The organism is uncultured Piscinibacter sp., assembly GCF_937952055.1.
GTDB lineage: Bacteria > Pseudomonadota > Gammaproteobacteria > Burkholderiales > Burkholderiaceae_C > Piscinibacter.
On sequence record NZ_CALFYO010000018.1, the window covers coordinates 1 to 19988 of the forward strand.

Annotated in this window: 19 protein-coding genes; 11 read left to right on the top strand and 8 right to left on the bottom strand. The window is 66.5% G+C overall.

Annotated elements, in window-relative coordinates; genetic code table 11:
- Nucleotides 1-596 (bottom strand): sodium/proton-translocating pyrophosphatase (locus Q0599_RS06885; protein WP_298827567.1); only part of this gene is annotated, 596 nt, incomplete at its 3' end.
- 234 nt (nt 597-830) lie between these two features.
- Between Q0599_RS06885 and ppa the strand changes: the two genes are divergently transcribed.
- Together ppa and Q0599_RS06895 are read left to right on the top strand one after the other, a co-directional pair.
- On the top strand, nt 831-1373 hold the full coding sequence (gene ppa, locus Q0599_RS06890) for an inorganic diphosphatase (RefSeq protein ID WP_298827570.1): 543 nt from the start codon (nt 831-833) through the stop codon (nt 1371-1373).
- Nucleotides 1374-1461: 88 nt separating this feature from the next.
- Nucleotides 1462-4182 carry a pitrilysin family protein gene (locus Q0599_RS06895; RefSeq protein WP_298827573.1) on the top strand — a complete coding sequence of 907 codons (2721 nt, stop codon included), beginning with the start codon at nt 1462-1464 and terminating at the stop codon, nt 4180-4182.
- Here Q0599_RS06895 and Q0599_RS06900 read toward each other — a convergent pair.
- Nucleotides 4169-5365 (bottom strand): GNAT family N-acetyltransferase, encoded by a 1197-nt coding sequence (locus tag Q0599_RS06900; RefSeq protein ID WP_298827575.1) that lies wholly within the window; start codon nt 5363-5365, stop codon nt 4169-4171. The genes Q0599_RS06895 and Q0599_RS06900 overlap by 14 nt on opposite strands.
- Between Q0599_RS06900 and Q0599_RS06905 the strand changes: the two genes are divergently transcribed.
- Together Q0599_RS06905 and Q0599_RS06910 are read left to right on the top strand one after the other, a co-directional pair.
- Complete coding sequence (locus Q0599_RS06905; protein ID WP_298827577.1) at nt 5366-7039, top strand: NAD+ synthase; 1674 nt, start codon at nt 5366-5368, stop codon at nt 7037-7039.
- A gap of 33 nt (nt 7040-7072) precedes the next feature.
- Nucleotides 7073-7411, top strand: coding sequence for a P-II family nitrogen regulator (locus Q0599_RS06910; protein WP_298827579.1), 339 nt, complete (start codon nt 7073-7075; stop codon nt 7409-7411).
- Between the two features lie 12 nt (nt 7412-7423).
- Here the strand turns inward: Q0599_RS06910 and Q0599_RS06915 are convergent, their stop codons facing one another.
- From Q0599_RS06915 to Q0599_RS06940, 6 genes are read right to left on the bottom strand one after another with little or no spacing between them, the layout of a single operon-like run.
- Nucleotides 7424-8011 (bottom strand): TIGR00730 family Rossman fold protein, encoded by a 588-nt coding sequence (locus tag Q0599_RS06915; protein WP_298827581.1) that lies wholly within the window; start codon nt 8009-8011, stop codon nt 7424-7426.
- Entirely contained in the window at nt 8008-8394 is a 387-nt protein-coding gene (locus Q0599_RS06920) for a diacylglycerol kinase (protein ID WP_298827585.1), read from the bottom strand. The genes Q0599_RS06915 and Q0599_RS06920 overlap by 4 nt, the downstream gene beginning before the upstream one ends.
- 22 nt (nt 8395-8416) lie before the next feature.
- A complete protein-coding gene (locus Q0599_RS06925) occupies nt 8417-8941 on the bottom strand; it encodes an RDD family protein (protein WP_298827588.1) in 525 nt (174 codons plus the stop codon).
- Nucleotides 8938-9741 (bottom strand): DUF3106 domain-containing protein, encoded by an 804-nt coding sequence (locus Q0599_RS06930; protein WP_298827591.1) that lies wholly within the window; start codon nt 9739-9741, stop codon nt 8938-8940. The genes Q0599_RS06925 and Q0599_RS06930 overlap by 4 nt, the downstream gene beginning before the upstream one ends.
- A 9-nt stretch (nt 9742-9750) precedes the next feature.
- On the bottom strand, nt 9751-10188 hold the full coding sequence (locus Q0599_RS06935) for a DUF3619 family protein (protein WP_298827594.1): 438 nt from the start codon (nt 10186-10188) through the stop codon (nt 9751-9753).
- A complete protein-coding gene (locus Q0599_RS06940; protein ID WP_298827597.1) occupies nt 10185-10751 on the bottom strand; it encodes an RNA polymerase sigma factor in 567 nt (188 codons plus the stop codon). Before Q0599_RS06940 ends, Q0599_RS06935 begins: the two co-directional genes overlap by 4 nt.
- A 252-nt stretch (nt 10752-11003) precedes the next feature.
- Here Q0599_RS06940 and Q0599_RS06945 point away from each other — a divergent pair, with 252 nt between their 5' ends.
- The 7 genes from Q0599_RS06945 to pbpG all read left to right on the top strand — a co-directional run bounded on the left by Q0599_RS06945 (nt 11004) and on the right by pbpG (nt 19985).
- The gene (locus Q0599_RS06945; protein ID WP_298827600.1) at nt 11004-12779 is read left to right on the top strand and encodes an acetolactate synthase 3 catalytic subunit; all 1776 of its coding nucleotides are present in this window, start codon (nt 11004-11006) and stop codon (nt 12777-12779) included.
- A gap of 158 nt (nt 12780-12937) precedes the next feature.
- Nucleotides 12938-13429, top strand: a complete 492-nt coding sequence (gene ilvN / locus Q0599_RS06950; RefSeq protein WP_298827604.1) for an acetolactate synthase small subunit — start codon at nt 12938-12940, stop codon at nt 13427-13429.
- A gap of 40 nt (nt 13430-13469) precedes the next feature.
- The gene (ilvC, locus tag Q0599_RS06955) at nt 13470-14486 is read left to right on the top strand and encodes a ketol-acid reductoisomerase (protein WP_298827606.1); all 1017 of its coding nucleotides are present in this window, start codon (nt 13470-13472) and stop codon (nt 14484-14486) included.
- Nucleotides 14487-14573: 87 nt separating this feature from the next.
- A complete protein-coding gene (pssA, locus tag Q0599_RS06960) occupies nt 14574-15398 on the top strand; it encodes a CDP-diacylglycerol--serine O-phosphatidyltransferase (protein ID WP_298827609.1) in 825 nt (274 codons plus the stop codon).
- Nucleotides 15399-15592: 194 nt separating this feature from the next.
- Nucleotides 15593-17278 carry a 2-isopropylmalate synthase gene (leuA, locus tag Q0599_RS06965; protein ID WP_298827821.1) on the top strand — a complete coding sequence of 562 codons (1686 nt, stop codon included), beginning with the start codon at nt 15593-15595 and terminating at the stop codon, nt 17276-17278.
- A gap of 27 nt (nt 17279-17305) precedes the next feature.
- Entirely contained in the window at nt 17306-18847 is a 1542-nt protein-coding gene (locus Q0599_RS06970; RefSeq protein ID WP_298827611.1) for a 2-isopropylmalate synthase, read from the top strand.
- A 238-nt stretch (nt 18848-19085) separates the two neighbouring features.
- The gene (gene pbpG, locus Q0599_RS06975) at nt 19086-19985 is read left to right on the top strand and encodes a D-alanyl-D-alanine endopeptidase (protein ID WP_298827824.1); all 900 of its coding nucleotides are present in this window, start codon (nt 19086-19088) and stop codon (nt 19983-19985) included.
- The last annotated feature ends 3 nt before the right edge of the window (nt 19986-19988 follow it).

Sequence of the window (19988 nt, forward strand, 5' to 3'; positions counted from 1 at the left end):
AGGTCGGCGCCGACGTCGGCGCCCTTGGTGAAGATGCCGCCGCCGAGTCGCGCGAAGATCGAGATCAGCGACGAGCCGAAGGCCAGGCCGAGCAGCGGCTTGAGCACCGACGACAGGCTCTTGTCCGGTGTGAGGTTGCCGTTGCCGGTGATGAACAGGAAGAAGATGCCGACGCCCAGCAGGCCCAGGCCGACCACCAGCATGCCGGTGATGGCGCCGCCCTTGAAGGCGACGTTCAGCGCAGGCCCGATGCCCTGCGTGGCGGCCTGCGCGGTGCGCACGTTGGCGCGCACCGAGACGTTCATACCGATGAATCCGCAGGCGCCCGACAGCACGGCGCCGACGACGAAGCCAACGGCGGTCGTGCCGTCGAGGAAGACCCCGATCAGGACGGCCAGCACCACGCCGACGATGGCGATGGTCTTGTACTGCCTGGCGAGATAGGCGGCAGCGCCTTGCTGGATCGCGCCGGCGATCTCCTGCATACGGGCGTTGCCGGGGCTCTGCGCCAGGATCCAGCTTCGCTGCACGAAGCCGTAGACGACAGCGGCCAGACCGCAGGCGAGCGCTACATATAGCGCCACGGTGGTGGACATCAAGGGATCTCCTTCCTCATTGCTTGGCTCTTGATTGTTTGGACCTGCAAAGCGTTCGCGCATGCGCGAGCGACGGCCCGCTCCAGGGCTCGCGGGATGCTACGGGATGGCCCTGGCCAAGGCAACGACGGCGTGACGGTGTTTTCCACCGTTCCGTGCCCGGGATCAATGTGTCAGGTCGCCGACAGTGCTCTGCGTAGAATTCGGGTTTTTCCGGAGTTCCGCGAGATCCTCATGAGCCTGCACAACGTCACCCCCGGCCCCAAGGCACCCGAGCAGTTCAACGTGATCATCGAGATCCCGATGAACGCCGATCCGATCAAGTACGAGGTCGACAAGGAGTCGGGGGCCATGTTCGTCGACCGCTTCATGACCACCGCGATGCACTACCCGTGCAACTACGGCTACATCCCGATGACGCTGTCCGACGACGGCGACCCGGTGGATGTGCTGGTGATCACGCCCTACGCACTGACGCCTGGCGTGGTCGTCACCTGCCGGCCGCTCGGGGTGCTGAAGATGGACGACGAGGCCGGCGGCGATGCCAAACTTCTCGCCGTGCCGATCGACAAGGTCTGCCCGATCTACAGCCACTGGCACAAGCCGGAAGACATCAATCAGATGCGCCTGAAGGCCATCCAGCACTTCTTCGAGCACTACAAGGACCTCGAGGCGGGCAAGTGGGTCAAGGTGAAGGGCTGGGAAGGCCCGGAGTCGGCCAAGGCCGAGGTGACCGGCGGCATCGCGGCCTACAAGAAGATCCAGCCGGGCGCCTGAGACCGTCTGGCGGCCGGCACGGGCCGCGGATCTTTTTGGACGCGGCGTGCTCCTACACTGCCGTCACCCCGAAGTTCCCGTGCCGACCATGCTCCGACTCCTACGCGGTCTTGTCCTTCTGTTCGTCAGCCTGCAACTGGGCCTGGCCCAGGCGCAGGCCCTGCCGGCCGGCGTGCGCGCCGTCACCTCGGTCGAGGGCATCGCAGAGTACCGCCTCGACAATGGGCTGCAACTGCTGCTGGTCGCCGACGATTCGAAGCCGACCACCACGGTCAACCTGACCTATCACGTCGGTTCTCGCCATGAGAACTATGGCGAGACGGGCATGGCCCACCTGCTCGAGCATCTGATCTTCAAGGGCACGCCGAAGCATCCCAAGGTGTGGGCCGAGTTCGAGAAGCGCGGCCTGCGCGCAAACGGCTCGACCAGCTTCGATCGCACCAACTACACCGCCAGCTTCTCCGCCGACGAGGGCAACCTCGACTGGTACATCGGGTGGCTGGCCGACTCCATGGTCAACAGCTTCATCGCCCGGCGCGACCTCGACACCGAGATGACGGTGGTGCGCAACGAGATGGAGATGGGCGAGAACAGCCCGCAGCGCATCCTTTACCAGCGCACTCTGGCGCTGATGTACGACTGGCACAACTACGGCAAGGACGTGATCGGTGCGCGCAGCGATGTCGAGAATGTCGACATCGGTCGGCTGAAGGCGTTCTACAGGAACTACTACCAGCCGGACAATGCCACGCTCATCGTGTCGGGCAGCTTCGTCACGCAGCGCGTGCTGCAGCGCGTGGCAGCGACCTTCGGCCGACTGCCGAAGCCCAAGCGCGTGCTGCCCGGGCAGTACACCCTCGATCCGGCGCAGGACGGCGAGCGCAGCGTGACCTTGCGCCGCGTGGGCGGCGCGCCGCTGATCTTTGCTGGCTACCACATGCCGCCCGCCGGCGACCCGGACGCGGCGGCGGCCGACCTGCTCGCGCTGGTGCTCGGCGACGCGCCATCGGGCCGGTTGCACAAGAGCCTGACCGAGAAGCAGCTCGCCGCAGCCACCTTCGGCGAATCGTTCGACCTGGCCGAGCCCTCGGTGCTGCTGCTCGGTGCCCAACTGCCGCCCGCGTCGACACCCGACGCGGCCAGGGCGGCAATGCTCGGCACGATCGAGTCCTTCGCCGCCGAGCCGCTCACCGAGACCGAGCTCGAGCGCGCGCGTGCCAAGTGGCTGAAGCACTGGGAACAGACCTTCAGCAACCCCGAGGCCGTCGGCATGGTGCTGTCGGAGTCGGTGGCGCAGGGCGACTGGCGCATGTTCTTCCTCGCGCGCGATCGCGTGCGCGAAGCGACGCTCGCGGACGTGCAGCGCGTCGCCACGCAGCGCCTGGTCGCCGACAACCGCACCGTGGCCACCTACCTGCCCACCGAGAAGCCGCTGCGCGCGCCGGCGCCACGGCGCGTCGACATGGCCGAGGTGATGCGCGACTTCAAGCCCGCCCAGGCCGCGGCGAAGGTCGAGGCGTTCGCTGCCACGCCGGCCAACATCGACGCCCGCACGAAGCGCTTCGAGGTCGGCGGCTTGCGCGCCGCCGTGGTGCCCAAGGGCACGCGCGGCCAGGCCGTGCGCGCCGTGCTGACGCTGCGCTTCGGCGATGCGGCTACCCTTGCGGGCCTCGGCGAGGTGCCCGACTTCACCGCGGCACTGCTCGACAAGGGCACGGCGACGATGACGCGCGAGCAGGTGCAGGACCGCCTCGACCAGCTGAAGACGGAGATGGCCTTCCGTGCGTCGCCCGGACAGGTCAGAGTGACGATCTCCTCGCGCCGGCCGCACCTGTCGGCCGCCATCGCGCTCGCCGGAGAGCTGTTGCGCAGGCCGGCCTTCCCGGCGGAGGCCTTTGGCGAACTGCAGCGCCAGGCGTTGACCTCGATCGAGTCGCAGCGCAAGGAGCCCGACGCGTTGGCCGAGAATGTGCTCGCCCGCATTGGCAACCCGTACCCGCGCGGCGACGTGCGTTACGCGCGGACCTTCGACGAGATGGTGGAGGACGTCAATGCGGTCTCGCTGGAGAAGGTGCGGGACTTCCACACGCGCTTTTACGGTGCCGCGCGTGGCGAGTTCGCGGCGGCGGGCGACCTCGACGTGGCGGAGGTGCGCGCCGCGCTGCAGTCCGCCTTCGGTGACTGGCGCGCCGGCGCGGACTACACGCGCGTGCCGAGGCCTTTCGTCGCGGTTGCACCGCAGCGACTCGTGCTGGCCACGCCCGACAAGCAGAACGCCACGATGCTGGCAAGACTGCCGCTGCCGCTGTCGGACCGTGATGCCGACTACCCGGCGCTGGCGATGGCCAACTACCTGCTCGGCCTGGGAGGCAACTCGCGGCTTTGGAAGCGCATCCGCGAGAAGGAGGGGCTGTCCTACGACGTCAACAGCCGTGTCTCATGGAACCCGCACGAGCCGCATTCGGTGTGGCTGGCCAGCGCGATCTTCGCGCCGCAGAACGGCGCCAAGGTCGAGCAGGCGTTCCGAGAGGAACTGGCGCGAGCGCTGCGCGACGGCTTCACGGCGCAGGAACTGGCCGAGGGCCAGCGGGGCCTGCTGAACTTCCGCCGCCTGTCGCGCGCGCAGGACGGCAGCATGGCCGCCACGCTGGCGAGCAACCTCGATCTCGATCGCAGCTACGCCCACGCGGCGAAGATCGACGCGGCGATCGCCAAGCTCACGCTTTCGCAGGTCAACGCAGCGCTGCGCAAGTACTTGAAGCCCGACGACTTCGTCGTCGTGCTCGCCGGCGACTTCAAGCAGCCTTGAAGGGACTGCGTTCGTTGAGTTCGTCGAGGTAGCCCTCGACGCCGGCGCCCTCTCGCGCCAGGAAGTCGGCCACCGCACGTGCGAACTGCGGCTGGGCGAGCCAGTGCGCCGAGAACGTCTGCACCGGCAGCAGGCCGCGCGCCATCTTGTGCTCCCCCTGGGCGCCACCCTCGAATCGGCGGTAGCCCTGCGCGATGCACCATTGCAGCGGCTGGTAGTAGCAGGCCTCGAAGTGCAGACAGGGCACGTGCTCGGTGCAACCCCAGTAGCGGCCGAAGGCGATGCGCCGCTCGGGGTCGACAGCGATCAGCGAGCAGGCGACGCGCTCGGCGCCTCGCCGCGCGACGAACAGCATCCAGTGCCGTGCCATGGTGGCGGCCATGCGGGAGAAGAAGTCGCGCGTCAGGTAGGGCGTGGAGTGGTGGGCGCGATATGTGAGCGTGTAGCAGCGGTAGAAGTAGTCCCAGTCCGCGCTGCCGATCGCCTCGCCCTGCAGGGTCTCGAAGACGATGCCAGCCTCCGCGACGCGGCGCCGTTCCTGCTGGATCTTCTTGCGCTTCTCGCGCTGCAGGCTGGCGAGGAAGGCGGCGAAGTCGCAGTACGGGGCCTCGGCCGGATTGCACCAGTGGAACTGGATGGAACTGCGCAACATCCAGCCCTCGTGCGCCGCCGCCTCGCGGTCGGGTTCGTCGAAGAAGAGCAGGTGCGCCGACGACAAGTCCTGCCGGCGCGCCAATTGCTGAATGGCGCGCAGCAGGAGTCGGCGGTCGGCCGGCTCGCGCGCGAGCAGTCGGGCGCCCGGCACCGGCGTGAACGGCACGGCATCGAGCAACTTCGGGTAATACACGAGGCCATGGCGCTGGTAGGCGTCGGCCCAGGCCCAGTCAAACACGTACTCGCCGTAGGAGTGCGACTTCAGGTAGAGCGGGCAGGCGGCGACGAGCTCGCCGCGCCGCTGCACCACGATGAAGCAGGGCTGCCAGCCGGTGGCGGCCGTTGCACTGCCGGAGGCGTGCAGCGCGTGCAGGTACTCGTGCCGGAGAAAAGGGTTCGCGCCGCGCTGTGTTTCGAGCAACCCATTCCATGCCGTGGCATCGATGCGGTCCGGCCCGTCGAGGACCCGAATGACATAATCTCCCGAGCCCTCGTCGAGGCCCGCGTCCTCCTGCGTTCTGCCCCGCATATGTCAGTCCAACCCCCGGTGAAGGTGGCACTCGCACAGATCAACGTGACGGTGGGCGACATCGCCGGCAACGCGCAGCGCATCGTCGACTTTTCGCGTCGCGCCCACGCCGAAGGGGCGCAGTTGGTGCTGTTCCCGGAGCTGAGCCTGTGCGGATACCCGCCGGAGGACCTGCTGCTGCGCCCGGCGTTCATGCGGTCCTGCGCCGAGGCGCTGTCGGCCTGCGCGAAGGCGCTGGCGGATCTCGAGGGCTTGCACGTGGTGGTGGGGCATCCGCATCAGTTCGGCGATCGGGGGGATGTTAGGTCGAAGTCGGTGGCCGTGCAGAAGCGCTACAACGCCGCCTCGGTGCTCGCAGGGGGACGGGTCGCCGCCACCTACTGCAAGCGCGAACTGCCCAACTACCAAGTCTTCGACGAGCGACGCTACTTCGCCTCCGGCCGCGACGCGGCGCAGCCGCCGGTGGTGTTCGAGGTCGGCGGCACGCGCTTCGCGCTGCTGATCTGCGAGGACGCCTGGTTCGACGAGCCGGCGGCTGCAGCCAAGGCTGCCGGTGCCCAGACGCTGTGCGTGCTCAATGCCTCGCCGTTCCACCTCGGCAAGCTCGCCGAGCGCCAAGAGCGCATGGCCGAGCGTGCCCGCAGTGTCGGCTTGCCCCTGCTCTACTCGCACCTGACCGGTGCGCAGGACGAGGTGGTGTTCGACGGCGCGTCGTTTGCGCTCGACGCCCGGGGCGCCGTGGGCGCGCGCGCGCCGATGTTCGAGGAGGCGCTCACCCTCGTCGAGGTCGCGGGCGCGCAGGTGCGCGGCACCATGGCCGAAGTCCCATGCCTCGAGGCGCAGGCCTGGTCGGCACTGGTCACCGGCGTGCGCGACTATCTCGGCAAGAACGGCTTTCCCGGCGCGATCATCGGCCTGTCCGGCGGCATCGATTCGGCGCTCGTGCTGGCGCTCGCGGTCGATGCGCTCGGTGCGGAGAAGGTGCGTGCGGTGATGATGCCGTCGCCGTACACCGCGGACATCTCGGTGATCGATGCGAAAGACATGGCGCGACGTCTGGGCGTGCGCTACGACGAGATTTCCATCGTGCCGATGTTCGATGCCTTCCGCGCCAGCCTCGCCGCGGAGTTCGCCGGTCTACCCGAGGACGCTACCGAAGAGAATATCCAGGCGCGCATCCGCGGCACGCTGCTGATGGCGCTGTCCAACAAGTTCGGCGCCATCGTGCTGACCACCGGCAACAAGAGCGAGATGGCCACCGGCTACTGCACGCTCTACGGCGACATGGCCGGCGGCTTCGCCGTCATCAAAGACGTGGCGAAGACGTTGGTGTACCGCTTGGCGAACTGGAAGAACGCGCAGGGTTCGGAGGTGATTCCCAGCCGCATCATCACGCGTCCGCCGTCGGCGGAACTGCGGCCGGACCAGGTCGACCAGGACAGCCTGCCCCCCTACGAGGTGCTCGACGCCATCCTGGAACGCTACATGGAGGACGACCAGTCGATCGAGCAGATCGTCGCGGCGGGTTTCGATCCGGCCGACGTCGAGCGCGTCACCCGGCTCATCAAGGTCAACGAGTACAAGCGCCGCCAAGCCCCGGTGGGAATTCGCATCACCCACCGCGCCTTCGGGAGGGACTGGCGCTATCCCATCACGTCGAAGTTCCGCGCTTAAACTAGACGCAACTCAAACCTCTCGGAGCTGGCCATGAAGCAGATCACCGCCGTCGTCAAACCGTTCAAGCTCGAAGAGGTGCGTGAGGGGCTGGCCGAGGTGGGCGTGACCGGCCTCACCGTCACCGAGGTCAAGGGCTTCGGCCGCCAGAAGGGCCACACCGAGCTCTACCGCGGCGCCGAGTACGTGGTCGACTTCCTTCCCAAGGTGAAAGTCGAGGTGGTCGTCAAGGATGCCGACGTCGAGCGCTGCATCGAGGCGATCGTCCGGGCCGCGAAGACCGGCAAGATCGGCGACGGCAAGATCTTCGTCACCGCGGTCGAGCAGGTGGTGCGCATCCGCACCGGCGAGCTCAACGAAGACGCAGTCTGAGCCGGTGCCCCGTCAAATGCGACCGTAATCGTCCGGTGCGGTGGCCTGCGGGGCAAGCCGTGCCACGGCATCGAGCAGGTCGGCGGGCCGAGTAGCGATCTGCAGCAATGCATGCTGCGGATCCGACACGAAGCCCTGGGCCACGGTCTGCTCCAGGAATCCGAGCAGGCCGTCGTAGTAGCCGTCGACGTTGAGCAGTCCGACTGGCTTGTCGTGATAACCGAGTTGTCGCCAGGTCCAGACCTCGAAAAGCTCTTCGAAGGTGCCGATGCCGCCGGGCAGGGCGACAAAGGCATCGCTGCGTTCGGCCATCAGCAGCTTGCGCTGGTGCATCGTCTCCACCACATGCAGCTCGGTCAGGCCGGCATGCCCGACTTCTCGCTCCATCAGCGAGCGTGGAATGACACCGACGACTCGCGCGCCCGCGGCCAACGCGGCATCGGCCACCCGGCCCATCAGCCCGGCGCGACCGCCGCCATAGACCAGCTGCCAGCCGCGCTGTCCGATGGCCGTGCCGATGGCTGCGGCGGCTTCAGCGTAGGCAGGGCTGCCGCCCTCGCGCGAGCCGCAGTAGACGCACAGCGACAGGCGCGCGGTCATGCTGCCGGCCCGAAGCGCTGCCACAACGCCGCGACCCAGATGCCACCGCACAGCAGCAGCGACAGCATGACGGCCGCGCTGGCGAGGTCCTTGGCACGCTTGGACAGATCGTGCATCTCGTAGGAAATGCGGTCGATGGCCGACTCGATGCCGGAATTGAGCAATTCGACGATCAGCACCAGCATCACCGAGCCGGCGAGCATCGCCACTTCGATCCAGCTGCGCCCCAGCCAGAGCGCTGCGGGCAACATCACGGCGGCGAGCCAGAACTCCTGGCGGAATGCGCTTTCGCCCCGGTAGGCCGCAAGGAGTCCGTCAAGCGAATACACGGTGGCGCGCACGATGCGATGCAGTCCTGTGCGCCCCTTGTGAGGATTGGTCATGGAGGCGGATTCTGCCTCGGGCTCAGCGTTTCGGCGGCGGTTTCCAGTGCACCAACTGCGTCCCGCAGGCGGCGTCGTGCCAGAACTGCCGCTGCGGATGAAGCAGCGCGAGCATGGCATAGCCGACCACGCCGGTGAGCAGCACGATGGTGATGGCAGCGCCGCTCTTCAGGTCACCCATCCACAGAGCGAGCAGGGCAGGCACGAACCACAACCAGCTCAGCAGGTAGCGCAGCAGCGCGCGCGCCTCGGTGACGGGCTGGCCACGTCGATCGACGAGCCGAATGTGCCAGGCTTTCATCGCCACCGTCTGGCCGCCGTGCGACCAGAACCATACGAAATAGATGCCGAGGACGACAAACAGGAATGCCTGCAATCCGTGCCGACCGCTCAGGGCGTGGCGTTGCTGGGTCAGGCTGGAGAACAGGTAGCCCGCGATCATCACCACCCCGAACAGCAGCACGCCTTCGTAGAGGAAGCAGGCCATGCGCCGCCACAGGCCCGGTGCATGCAACTCGCCCGGGGGGTCCGATTCCGTTGCGCTCACCGCCGGCTTGCCGGCGACGAGGGCGGCGTGATTGCGGCCGCGCCCTGCGCGCCCCGCTGCGGCAACAGCGTCTGCTTGTCCACGAAGCCGGGCGTCGCCGCAATCTTCGGCAGGCCGGGCTGCTGGTGCGTCGGCGGTGCGGGCCGCTTCGAGATCAGGGACGTGGTGGCGCCGGGTGCGCCCTGAACCACCGACGGCCCGATGGGCCTGGGTGATCCGGCGTAGGATGGATTCGGCACGATGTTGGACTTGGACTGCACGGCGTCGCGCGACGATGGCGGCGGGCGCCGGGAACTCTCGGCACTGCGGGCGGCCGGTGCTGCTCCGGGGGCGGCGCGCGCCGCCAGTCGGCTGCGCTGCTCGGGCGTCAACGCCTGGTAGGCCTTCCATCGTGCCTGACGTTCCTCGGCCGTCAACTGGCGGGCAGACTGGAAGTTCATCCGGGCTTGACCACGCTGGCTGGGTGACATCTTCACCCACTCGGCCATGCGCCCCGAGATGCGCTGCTGCTCGGCAGGCGGCAGGCTCGGGTAGCGCGCCACGATCTCCAGCCACTTCTGCTTGCCGGACGCGTCGATGCTCGACCACTCACGTTCGAGCGGCTTGAGCGCTGCACGCTGCGACGGCGAGAGATCCTGCCAACCGGGGCCACTTTCCGCGCCAGCCACGACGGGCACCCGTCCGGCCACCTTGTGTTGTGCCTGCGCGGCGCCTGCTGCCCACGCGCCGACGGCCGCGAAGACGCACAGGAGCAGCGCGCGAGGTACCGACCAAGTGCAATGATGGCGCAGAGGGCTCACCGCCGACCCTCAGTCCCGAGGTGTCTTGAGGAACTCGACGAAGCCGGCGTCGTTGTAGGCGGCCGGTGGCAGGTCGTCTGCCAGCAGTTCCGCGTCGATCTGGGCCGCTGCCGAGATCTGCGCTTCGGTGTGCCACTGGCTGATCAACAGCAGGCCTCCCGCCAGGGCAATCAGCGGCAGCAGCGAGCCGAGCCGAACCCACCAGCCACCGTCGCCTCCCAGCAGCGCCGAGCCGGAAGCACTCACGGCGACGACCGGACGTTCGTCGGCCGTGCGGACGGCCTGGGCTCGCGCGACGGCCTTCTCTCGCGCGAAACGCAACCGCTCAGCGATGTCGGCGTCGAGGGCTTCGGCACGCTCGCTCAGTCGGGCGGCGATCCGGAAGGCGACGCGGGCTTCCCGGGCCTCCTGGGCGGTCTGATAGACGCTGGTGTTCGAGTTCTTCACGGTGTAATTCCCTTTGCCTGCAGGGACTTGGCCAAGGCGTGCACTGCTCTGGAGCAATGTGTCTTGACGCTTCCCTCCGAACAACCCATCACCTGGGCGGTTTCGGCGACATCGAGCTCCTCCCAGTAACGCAGCACGAATGCCTCTCGTTGACGGCCGGGCAACTGCTGGACTTCCTCTTCGATGAGCAGCAGGATCTGAGCCCGGGACACCGAGTCGGCAGCGCTCTCCGTCCGGCTGGAGCCGTCGAGCGCCTCCAGGGTATCCAGGATGTTGAAGTCTGCGTCCTCATCGGCGCCCTCGAAATCCGAGAAATTCCGCACATAGGCGTTGCGCACCTTCTGGCGCCGAAACCAGTCCATCGTGGCGTTGGACAGGATGCGCTGGAAGAGCAGGGGCAGTTCGGCGGCCGGCCGGTCGATGTACTTTTCCGCCAGGCGGATCATCGAGTCCTGGACGATGTCGAGCGCGGCATCGTCATCCCGAACGGCATAGGCGACGCGCTTGAAGGCGCGCTTCTCTGCGCTCTTGAGGAAGTCGGCGAGTTCGGTGTCGGATGCCAAGGGCAGGCGCCTCGATGGGGGGCCCGAAGGGACGCGCGGGATTATGTCATCGCACCCATTTGCCACGGCTGGCGCGCGGGCCGGTGTGCAAACAGATGTCATAATGCTGCTTTGCACAACAGCTGGGTCATGAGCTGGACGTCCGACCCGGACGCCTCGTTTTCCTGACCGCGCAGGTACCACACCCGTCTCACGAGGATGCGGAGAGGTGCACCGATGGTTTTTCGTCAGAGAAATTCACAGAGGTTCTACATGGACATGTCTGCCGCGGATATCAAGCGTGCCGCTTCGGCACAACCGCAAACTCCCCCCCACGCCGACCCGAACGGATCGGAAATCTTGGTCCGCAGTCTGCAGGCCGAGGGCGTCAAGTTCCTCTGGGGCTACCCCGGCGGAGCGGTGCTCTACATCTACGACGCGCTGTACAAGCAGAACACCATCGAGCACGTACTGGTGCGCCACGAGCAGGCGGCCATCCACGCGGCCGATGGCTACGCGCGCGCCACCGGGGAAGTCGGCGTGGCTCTCGTCACCTCGGGACCGGGCGTCACCAATGCCGTCACCGGCATCGCGACGGCCTACATGGACTCGATCCCGATGGTCATCATCACCGGGCAGGTCCCCACGCCGGCGATCGGCCTCGACGCCTTCCAGGAGTGCGACACCGTCGGTATCACCCGCCCGATCGTCAAGCACAACTTCCTGGTCAAGGACGTGCGCGACTTGGCGACGACGCTGAAGAAGGCCTTCCACATCGCCCGCACTGGCCGGCCTGGACCCGTGGTGGTCGACATCCCGAAGGACGTGTCGCTGAAGACCACGCCGTTCCACTATCCGCAGACGGTGGAGATGCGCTCGTACAACCCGGTGCGCAAGGGTCACGGGGGGCAGATCCGCAAGGCGGTGCAACTGCTGCTGACGGCCAAGCGGCCCTACATCTACACCGGCGGGGGCGTGATCCTGGGCAATGCCTCGGCGGAACTGCGCGAGCTGGTCGATTTGCTCGGCTACCCGTGCACCAACACACTGATGGGCCTGGGCGCCTTCCCGGCCGGTGACCCGAAGTTCCTCGGCATGCTGGGCATGCACGGCACCTATGAAGCCAACATGACGATGCAGAACTGCGACGTCCTGCTGGCCGTGGGCGCGCGCTTCGACGACCGTGTCATCGGTAATCCGGCGCACTTCGCGACGGTGCAGCGCAAGATCGTGCACATCGACATCGACCCGTCGTCGATCTCCAAGCGCGTCAAGGTCGACATTCCGATCGTCGGCGACGTCAAGGATGTGCTGCAGGAACTGATCGCCCAGATCAAGGAGGCGCAGGCCAAGCCCGACGTGCAGACGCTGTCGGCCTGGTGGGGTCAGATCAACGAGTGGCGCAAGCGCGAGTGCCTCAAGTACAAGAACAGCAGCGAGGTCATCAAGCCGCAGTACGTGGTCGACAAGCTCTGGGAGCTGACCAAGGACAGCGACTGCTACATCACATCGGACGTCGGCCAGCACCAGATGTGGGCGGCACAGTACTACCGCTTCGACGAGCCGCGACGCTGGATCAACTCCGGGGGCCTGGGCACGATGGGTGTGGGACTGCCCTACGCGATGGGCATCAAGCTGGCCAAGCCGGAATCGGACGTGTTCTGCATCACCGGCGAGGGCTCGATCCAGATGTGCATCCAGGAGCTCTCGACCTGCTCGCAGTACAAGACGCCGGTCAAGATCATCTCGCTGAACAACCGCTACTTGGGCATGGTGCGACAGTGGCAGGAACTGGATTACCAGGGCCGCTACTCGCACAGCTACATGGATGCGCTGCCTGACTTCGTCAAGCTCGCCGAGGCGTATGGCCACGTGGGGCTGAAGATCGAGAAGCCGGGCGACGTCGAGCCGGCGCTGCGCGAGGCCATCCGGTTGAAGGACCGCACGGTGTTCCTCGACGTGCGCACCGACCCGACCGAGAACGTCTGGCCGATGGTCAAGGCGGGCAAGGGCATCACGGAGATGCTGCTGGGCTCCGAGGACCTGTGATCCGCGAAACGCCGACGAGGGTGCGCGTCTGACCGGGCGTGCGCCAGGAGCCGGCGGGACGTGGCGAACGCCTCGGATCGATCGTTCCTGTCAATGAAGAGCGTGGCCAAGGGCCGTCGGTTACCGCCGCCGGTCTGAAGAGCGCGCTGAACACCACCATGAAACACATCATCGCTTTGCTGCTCGAGAACGAGCCTGGCGCGCTCTCGCGCGTGGTCGCCTTGTTCTCCGCCCGCGGCTACAACATCGAAAGCCTCACGGTGGCGCCGACGGAAGATCCGTCGCTGTCGCGCATGACCATCGTCACCACCGGCTCGGACGAGGTGATCGAGCAGATCACCAAGCACTTGAACCGGCTGATCGAGGTCGTCAAGGTCGTCGACCTGACCGAAGGCGCCTACACCGAACGCGAGCTCATGCTCATCAAGGTGCGCGCCGTCGGCAAGGAGCGGGAGGAGATGAAGCGCATGGCCGACATCTTCCGCGGCCGCATCATCGACGTGACCGAGAAGAGCTACACCATCGAACTCACCGGCGACGCGAGCAAGCTCGATGCTTTCATCGAGGCCATCGACCGTGCCGCCATCCTCGAAACCGTGCGTACCGGCACCAGCGGGATCGGTCGCGGCGAGCGCATCCTGCGCGTCTGAATCCCGCCCTCACTGAACGAAAGAACTGAAGGAGAACAGCATGAAGGTCTATTACGACAAGGACGCGGATCTGAGCCTGGTGAAGGGCAAGAACGTCACGATCATCGGGTACGGCTCGCAGGGCCATGCGCACGCCCAGAACCTCAACGACAGCGGTGTGAAGGTCACTGTCGGCCTGCGCAAGGGTGGGGCGTCCTGGTCCAAGGCCGAGAAGGCGGGGCTGAAGGTCGCCGAGGTATCGGAAGCGGTGAAGACCGCAGACGTGGTGATGATCCTGCTGCCCGACGAGCAGATTGCCACCGTCTACAAGAACGACGTCGAGCCGTTCATCAAGCAGGGAGCGTCGCTCGCCTTCGCGCACGGCTTCAACGTGCACTATGGGCAGGTCGTGCCGCGCGCCGACCTCGACGTCTGGATGGTTGCGCCGAAGGCCCCGGGCCACACTGTTCGCTCGACCTACACACAAGGCGGCGGCGTGCCGCACCTGATCGCCGTCTACGCCGACAAGTCGGGCAAGGCGCGCGACCTGGCGCTGTCGTATGCCGTGGCCAACGGCGGTGGCAAGGCGGGCATCATCGAGACCAACTTCCGCGAGGAGACCGAAACCGACCTGTTCGGCGAACAAGCCGTGCTGTGCGGCGGCACTGTCGAACTGATCAAGGCGGGCTATGAGACGCTGGTCGAGGCCGGTTATGCACCCGAGATGGCCTACTTCGAGTGCCTGCATGAACTGAAGCTGATCGTCGACCTGATCTACGAAGGCGGCATCGCGAACATGAACTACTCGATCTCGAACAACGCGGAGTACGGCGAGTACGTGACGGGGCCGAAAATCGTCACCGAGGAGACGAAGAAGGCAATGCAGCAGGTGCTGAAGGACATCCAGACCGGCGAGTACGCTAAGAGCTTCATCCTCGAGAACCGCGCCGGCGCACCGACGCTGCAGTCGCGCCGTCGCCTCACTGCCGAGCACTCGATCGAGCAGGTCGGCGAGAAGCTGCGTGCGATGATGCCGTGGATCAAGAAGAACCGCCTGGTCGATCAGTCACGCAACTGAGCGCGCACTGATTCCGATCAGTTCCTGCGGGAGGCGTGCGGGCGTTCGCACGGCCCTTCTCATGTCCGCTGGGGTATCCTCGCGGCCATGAGCGACACACCCGACCTGGCTGGCGACGACGCGGAGCCCCCGCCGCGTCCTCGCCGCAAGGGCATCTACATCCTGCCGAACCTCTTCACGCTGGCGGCGCTGTTCGGGGGCTTCTATGCCATCGTGATGGCGATGAACCAGCGTTTCGAGAACGCGGCCATCGGCGTGTTCTGTGCGATGGTCCTCGACAGTCTCGACGGTCGGGTGGCTCGCATGACGAACACGCAGAGCGCTTTCGGCGAGCAGATGGACAGCCTGTCGGACATGGTGTCCTTCGGCGCCGCGCCTGCGCTGATCGTCTACGAGTGGGCGCTCAAGGGGATGGGCAAGCTGGGCTGGATCGCAGCCTTTGTCTACTGTGCGGCCGCTGCGCTGCGCCTGGCGCGCTTCAACGTCAACACCGGGGTGGTCGACAAGCGCTTCTTCCAGGGGCTGCCCAGCCCCGCCGCGGCAGCCCTGGTGATCGGTTTCATCTGGTTGATGGACGACAGCGGCTACAAGGGATTCCGGGAAGGACCGTGGCTCGGCTGGGTGGCGATGGGATTCACGCTGTTCGCCGGGCTGACGATGGTCACCAACGTCCCCTTCTACAGCTTCAAGGACGTGAGCTTCAAGCGCACCGTGCCGTTCATCGTGATCGTCGCCATCGCGCTCGCCTTCGCCCTGGTCGCCTACCACCCGCCCACCGTGCTGTTCGCGTTGTTCGTCGTTTACGGCCTGTCCGGCTACGCGATGTACGTGTATCGCAAGGCCAAGGGCAGGCCGGTCAGCGTGATCGCCACCTCGACCGACGAGCCGGACGAGCAGGGTCTGCATCAATGAACGGCCTGTGCTACATTGCGCGCATGACGTTCGGTCCTGCGTTCACGCTAGCGCCTCTAGGAGTTTCACGGGCTCGCTGATCGTCCACGTCCCTCCGTTTCCGATCCAACGGCCCGTATGCAACCCGCAGCGGGCCGTTTGTCTTTCTGATTCGATGCGCGGGTTGCCCAACGTTCACCAACGAGGCACCGATGATGTTGAAGCAACCGCAGCACAAGTACCGGGCGTTCAAGCCTGTCGCCCTGGCCGACCGCCGCTGGCCGGATGCCGTGCTGGAGCGCGCGCCGCGCTGGTGCAGCGTCGACCTGCGCGACGGCAACCAGGCGCTGATCGAGCCGATGGACGCGCAGCGCAAGCTGCGCCTGTTCCAGATGCTGCTGAAGATCGGCTTCAAGGAGATCGAGGTCGGCTTTCCGTCGGCCTCGCAGACCGACTTCGACTTCGTGCGGCTGCTGATCGAACGCAGCCTGGTGCCCGACGACGTCACCATCCAGGTGCTGACCCAGGCTCGCGAGCCACTGATCCGGCGCACCTTCGAGGCGCTGCGCGGTGCCCGGCGTGCCATCGTGCATGTCTACAACGCGACCGCGCCGGTGATGCGCCGTGTCGTGCTCGGCCTGGACGAGGACGGCATCGTCGAACTGGCGGCCATGCATGCACGGCTGATCCGCGAACTGTCGCGCGCACAGCCGGAGACTGCCTGGACCTTCGAATACTCGCCGGAGATGTTCTCCGGTACCGAGTTGCCGTTTGCCAAGCGTGTCGTCGATGCGGTCACCGAGGTGTGGCAGGCCTCGCCGACGCACAAGGTGATCGTCAACCTGCCGTCGACCGTCGAGCACAGCACGCCGAACGTGTTCGCCGACATGATCGAGTGGATGCACCGCCACATCGCCCGGCGCGAGGGCGTGGTGCTGTCGGTGCATCCGCACAACGACCGCGGCACCGGCACGGCGGCCGGCGAACTGGCGCTGATGGCCGGTGCCGACCGCATCGAGGGTTGCCTGTTCGGCAACGGCGAGCGCACCGGCAACGTCGACCTGGTCAACATCGCGCTGAACCTGTATACGCAAGGGGTGGCGCCCGGGCTCGACTTCTCCGACATCGACGAGGTGCGCCGCTGCGTCGAGCACTGCAACCAGCTGCCGGTGCCCCCGCGCCATCCGTACGTCGGCGATCTGGTCTACACCTCGTTCTCAGGCTCGCACCAGGACGCGATCCGCAAGGCTTTCGCGGCGCGCCGCGGCGACGAGGTCTGGGACATGCCCTACCTGCCTATCGACCCCAAGGACCTGGGCCGCAGCTACGACGCAGTGATCCGCGTCAACAGCCAGTCGGGCAAGGGCGGCATCGCCTACCTGCTCGAGACCGAGTTCGGGCTCGAACTGCCGCGACGCCTGCAGATCGAGTTCAGCCAGGTCGTCCAGGCGGTGACCGACGACAGCGGCAAGGAAGTCGACGCGGCACACATCCGCGCCATCTTCGACCGCGAGTACGGCGTCGACCGGCCCGGCGTTTCGCAGGTCGCGGTGCGCGAGGCGGGGCCGGGGCGGGTGACCGTCGAGGCCCGCGTGCAGATCGACGGCGCGGTGCAGACCGTGAGCGGCGAGGGCAACGGCCCGATCGATGCCTTCGTCGCCGGGCTGGCCCAGTGCAGCGGCGTCGACCTGCGTGTGCTCGACTATCACGAGCACGCGGTCGGCGAGGGTGCCGACGCAAGGGCGGTGGCCTACCTCGAGCTGCGCATCGGCGAGCAGACGCTGTTCGGCGTCGGCATGGACCGCAACATCGTCAACGCGTCCTTGCAGGCGATCGTGTCGGGCCTGCGGCGTGCCGTCGCGCGCGGCGCGGTTCGCCTGGACCACGCCGTGACCGCCTAACATTGACGCCAATTAGAGGAGAGCCCCATGGCCGACAAGCTGATCATCTTCGACACCACCCTGCGCGACGGCGAGCAATCGCCCGGCGCCTCGATGACCAAGGACGAGAAGCTGCGCATCGCGCGCCAACTCGAGCGGCTGCGGGTGGACGTCATCGAGGCCGGCTTCGCGGCCTCATCCAACGGAGACTTCGAGGCCGTCAAGGCCATCGCCGACCACGTGAAGGAGTCGACGGTGTGCTCGCTGGCCCGCGCCAACGACCGCGACATCTCGCGTGCCGCCGAGGCGTTGCGGGGCGCGGCGCGCTCGCGCATCCATACCTTCATCGCGACCAGTGCACTGCACATGGAAAAGAAGTTGCGCATGACGCCGGAGCAGGTGTACGAGCAGGCCAGGCTCGCCGTTCGCTTCGCCCGGAATCTGACTGCCGACGTGGAGTTCTCGCCCGAGGATGGATACCGGTCCGATCCCGACTTCCTTTGCCGCGTGCTCGAGGCCGTGATCGCCGAGGGAGCGACGACGATCAATATCCCCGATACCGTCGGCTATGCGGTCCCGGAGCTGTACGGCAGCTTCATCCGCCAGTTGCGCGAGCGCGTGCCGAACTCCGACAAGGCGATTTGGTCGGTGCACTGCCACAACGACCTGGGCATGGCGGTGGCCAATTCGCTGGCCGGCGTGAAGCTCGGCGGCGCGCGGCAGGTCGAGTGCACGATCAACGGGCTGGGCGAGCGCGCCGGCAACTGTTCGCTGGAAGAGGTCGTGATGTCGGTGAAGACGCGACGCGACTACTTCGGGCTCGAGGTCGGCGTCGACACCACGCAGATCGTGCCGGCATCGCGCTTGGTGGCGCAGACGACCGGCTTCGTGGTGCAACCCAACAAGGCGGTGGTCGGCGCCAACGCGTTCGCGCACGCCTCGGGCATCCATCAGGACGGCGTGCTGAAGGCGCGCGACACCTACGAGATCATGCGCGCCGAGGACGTCGGTTGGGCCGCCAACAAGATCGTGCTGGGCAAGCTCTCAGGTCGCAATGCATTCAAGCAGCGTCTGCAGGAACTCGGCATCGAAATGGAGTCGGAGGCCGAGGTCAATGCCGCCTTCGCCAAGTTCAAGGAACTCGCCGATCGCAAGAGCGACATCTTCGACGAGGACATCGTGGCGCTGGTGATGGACGAGGCCGTCACCGCCGAGAGCGAACACTACCGGCTGCTCGCTCTGTCGCAGCACTCCGAAATGGGCGAGCGGCCGCATGCGAAGGTGGCGTTCTCCGCCGGCAATGTCGAGATGCACGCCGAGAGCGACGGCAACGGACCGGTCGACGCGAGCCTCAAGGCCATCGAGTCGAAGCTTCAGACTGGTGCCGAAATGCTCCTCTATTCAGTCAATGCCATCACCTCCGGCAGCACGGAATCCCAGGGGGAGGTGACGGTTCGTCTCCAGCACGGGGGGCGCGTGGTCAACGGCGTGGGGGCCGATCCGGACATCGTCGTGGCGTCAGCCAAGGCCTATCTGGCGGCGTTGAACAAGCTGCACAGCAAGATCGAGCGAGTGGCTGCGCAGGGTTGAACTGCCAATTCGGTCACATTCCTGACAGTCCGAGGACTGACTTTAGGAAAAACACGTAAGGTCATGATCTTGCGTGATTTTTTCGGATCACGTAGACTTCAGCGAAACCGGAGTCGAGAGGACTGTCGTGGGATTGATCAGCAAGGTTGTGACAACGGCGATCGCAGCCCTGGTGGCGGCGATCACGCTGACCCTGTCGCCACCGGTGGAGGCTGCCCAGAAGCAGGCCCGCAAGAAGATCGCGGCCACGCAGAAGACGATCAAGGCCCAGAAGCAGCGGCGCAGCAAGCGCGTGGCTCGCGCCGTGCCGGAGCGGCCATCCTTCGGCCAACTTGCCGGGCTGCGCGCCACCGACGACGCACTCGATCTGAAGTCCAGCGTGGCCCTGGTGATGGACCAGGACACCAACGAGGTTCTCCTGAGCAAGAATCCGGACGCGGTGCTGCCCATCGCATCCATCACCAAGCTGATGACGGCGCTGGTCGTCGCCGAGGCGAAGCTGCCGCTGGATGAGACGCTGACCATCACTCAGGAAGATGTCGACACCGAGAAGGGCAGCCGCTCGCGCCTGCGCGTCGGAACGAAGCTGACCCGCGAAGAGATGCTCCACCTGGCGCTGATGGCGTCCGAGAATCGTGCAGCCCACGCGCTGGGGCGCCACTATCCAGGCGGGCTGGGATCCTTCGTTGAGGCGATGAATGCGAAGGCGGCTCTGCTTGGCATGTCCGACACGCACTATGTCGAACCGACAGGCTTGTCGAGCAAGAATCAGTCGAGCGCCAAGGATCTGGCCACGCTGGTCAAGGCGGCGCACGAGCATCAGATCATCCGCGACCTGTCGACTTCGCCGGAGTACAGCGTCGCCGTGGGCAAACGCGAGATGCATTTCCGCACCACCAACGCGCTGGTGCGCAGCCCCACCTGGGAGATCGGTCTGCAGAAGACTGGCTACATCGCCGAGGCGGGTCGCTGCCTCGTGATGCAGGCAACGCTGGCGGGGCGGCAACTGATCATGGTGTTCCTCGACTCGGCCGGAAAGTACTCGCGGCTGGGTGACGCGGAACGCGTCCGTCGATGGGTCACCGAACTGGCGCCTTCGGCGCCATCCGCCGCCGGCATCGTCGATCCCGCCACCTGAGCG

Excerpts from the sequence above, each read along its gene's own strand:
- ppa (WP_298827570.1), top strand. The coding sequence starts at position 831 with ATGAGCCTGCACAACGTCACCCCCGGCCCCAAGGCACCCGAGCAGTTC.
- Q0599_RS06895 (WP_298827573.1), top strand. The coding sequence starts at position 1,462 with ATGCTCCGACTCCTACGCGGTCTTGTCCTTCTGTTCGTCAGCCTGCAA.
- Q0599_RS06900 (WP_298827575.1), bottom strand. The coding sequence starts at position 5,365 with ATGCGGGGCAGAACGCAGGAGGACGCGGGCCTCGACGAGGGCTCGGGA.
- Q0599_RS06905 (WP_298827577.1), top strand. The coding sequence starts at position 5,366 with ATGTCAGTCCAACCCCCGGTGAAGGTGGCACTCGCACAGATCAACGTG.
- Q0599_RS06910 (WP_298827579.1), top strand. The coding sequence starts at position 7,073 with ATGAAGCAGATCACCGCCGTCGTCAAACCGTTCAAGCTCGAAGAGGTG.
- Q0599_RS06915 (WP_298827581.1), bottom strand. The coding sequence starts at position 8,011 with ATGACCGCGCGCCTGTCGCTGTGCGTCTACTGCGGCTCGCGCGAGGGC.
- Q0599_RS06920 (WP_298827585.1), bottom strand. The coding sequence starts at position 8,394 with ATGACCAATCCTCACAAGGGGCGCACAGGACTGCATCGCATCGTGCGC.
- Q0599_RS06945 (WP_298827600.1), top strand. The coding sequence starts at position 11,004 with ATGGACATGTCTGCCGCGGATATCAAGCGTGCCGCTTCGGCACAACCG.
- ilvN (WP_298827604.1), top strand. The coding sequence starts at position 12,938 with ATGAAACACATCATCGCTTTGCTGCTCGAGAACGAGCCTGGCGCGCTC.
- ilvC (WP_298827606.1), top strand. The coding sequence starts at position 13,470 with ATGAAGGTCTATTACGACAAGGACGCGGATCTGAGCCTGGTGAAGGGC.
- pssA (WP_298827609.1), top strand. The coding sequence starts at position 14,574 with ATGAGCGACACACCCGACCTGGCTGGCGACGACGCGGAGCCCCCGCCG.
- leuA (WP_298827821.1), top strand. The coding sequence starts at position 15,593 with ATGTTGAAGCAACCGCAGCACAAGTACCGGGCGTTCAAGCCTGTCGCC.
- Q0599_RS06970 (WP_298827611.1), top strand. The coding sequence starts at position 17,306 with ATGGCCGACAAGCTGATCATCTTCGACACCACCCTGCGCGACGGCGAG.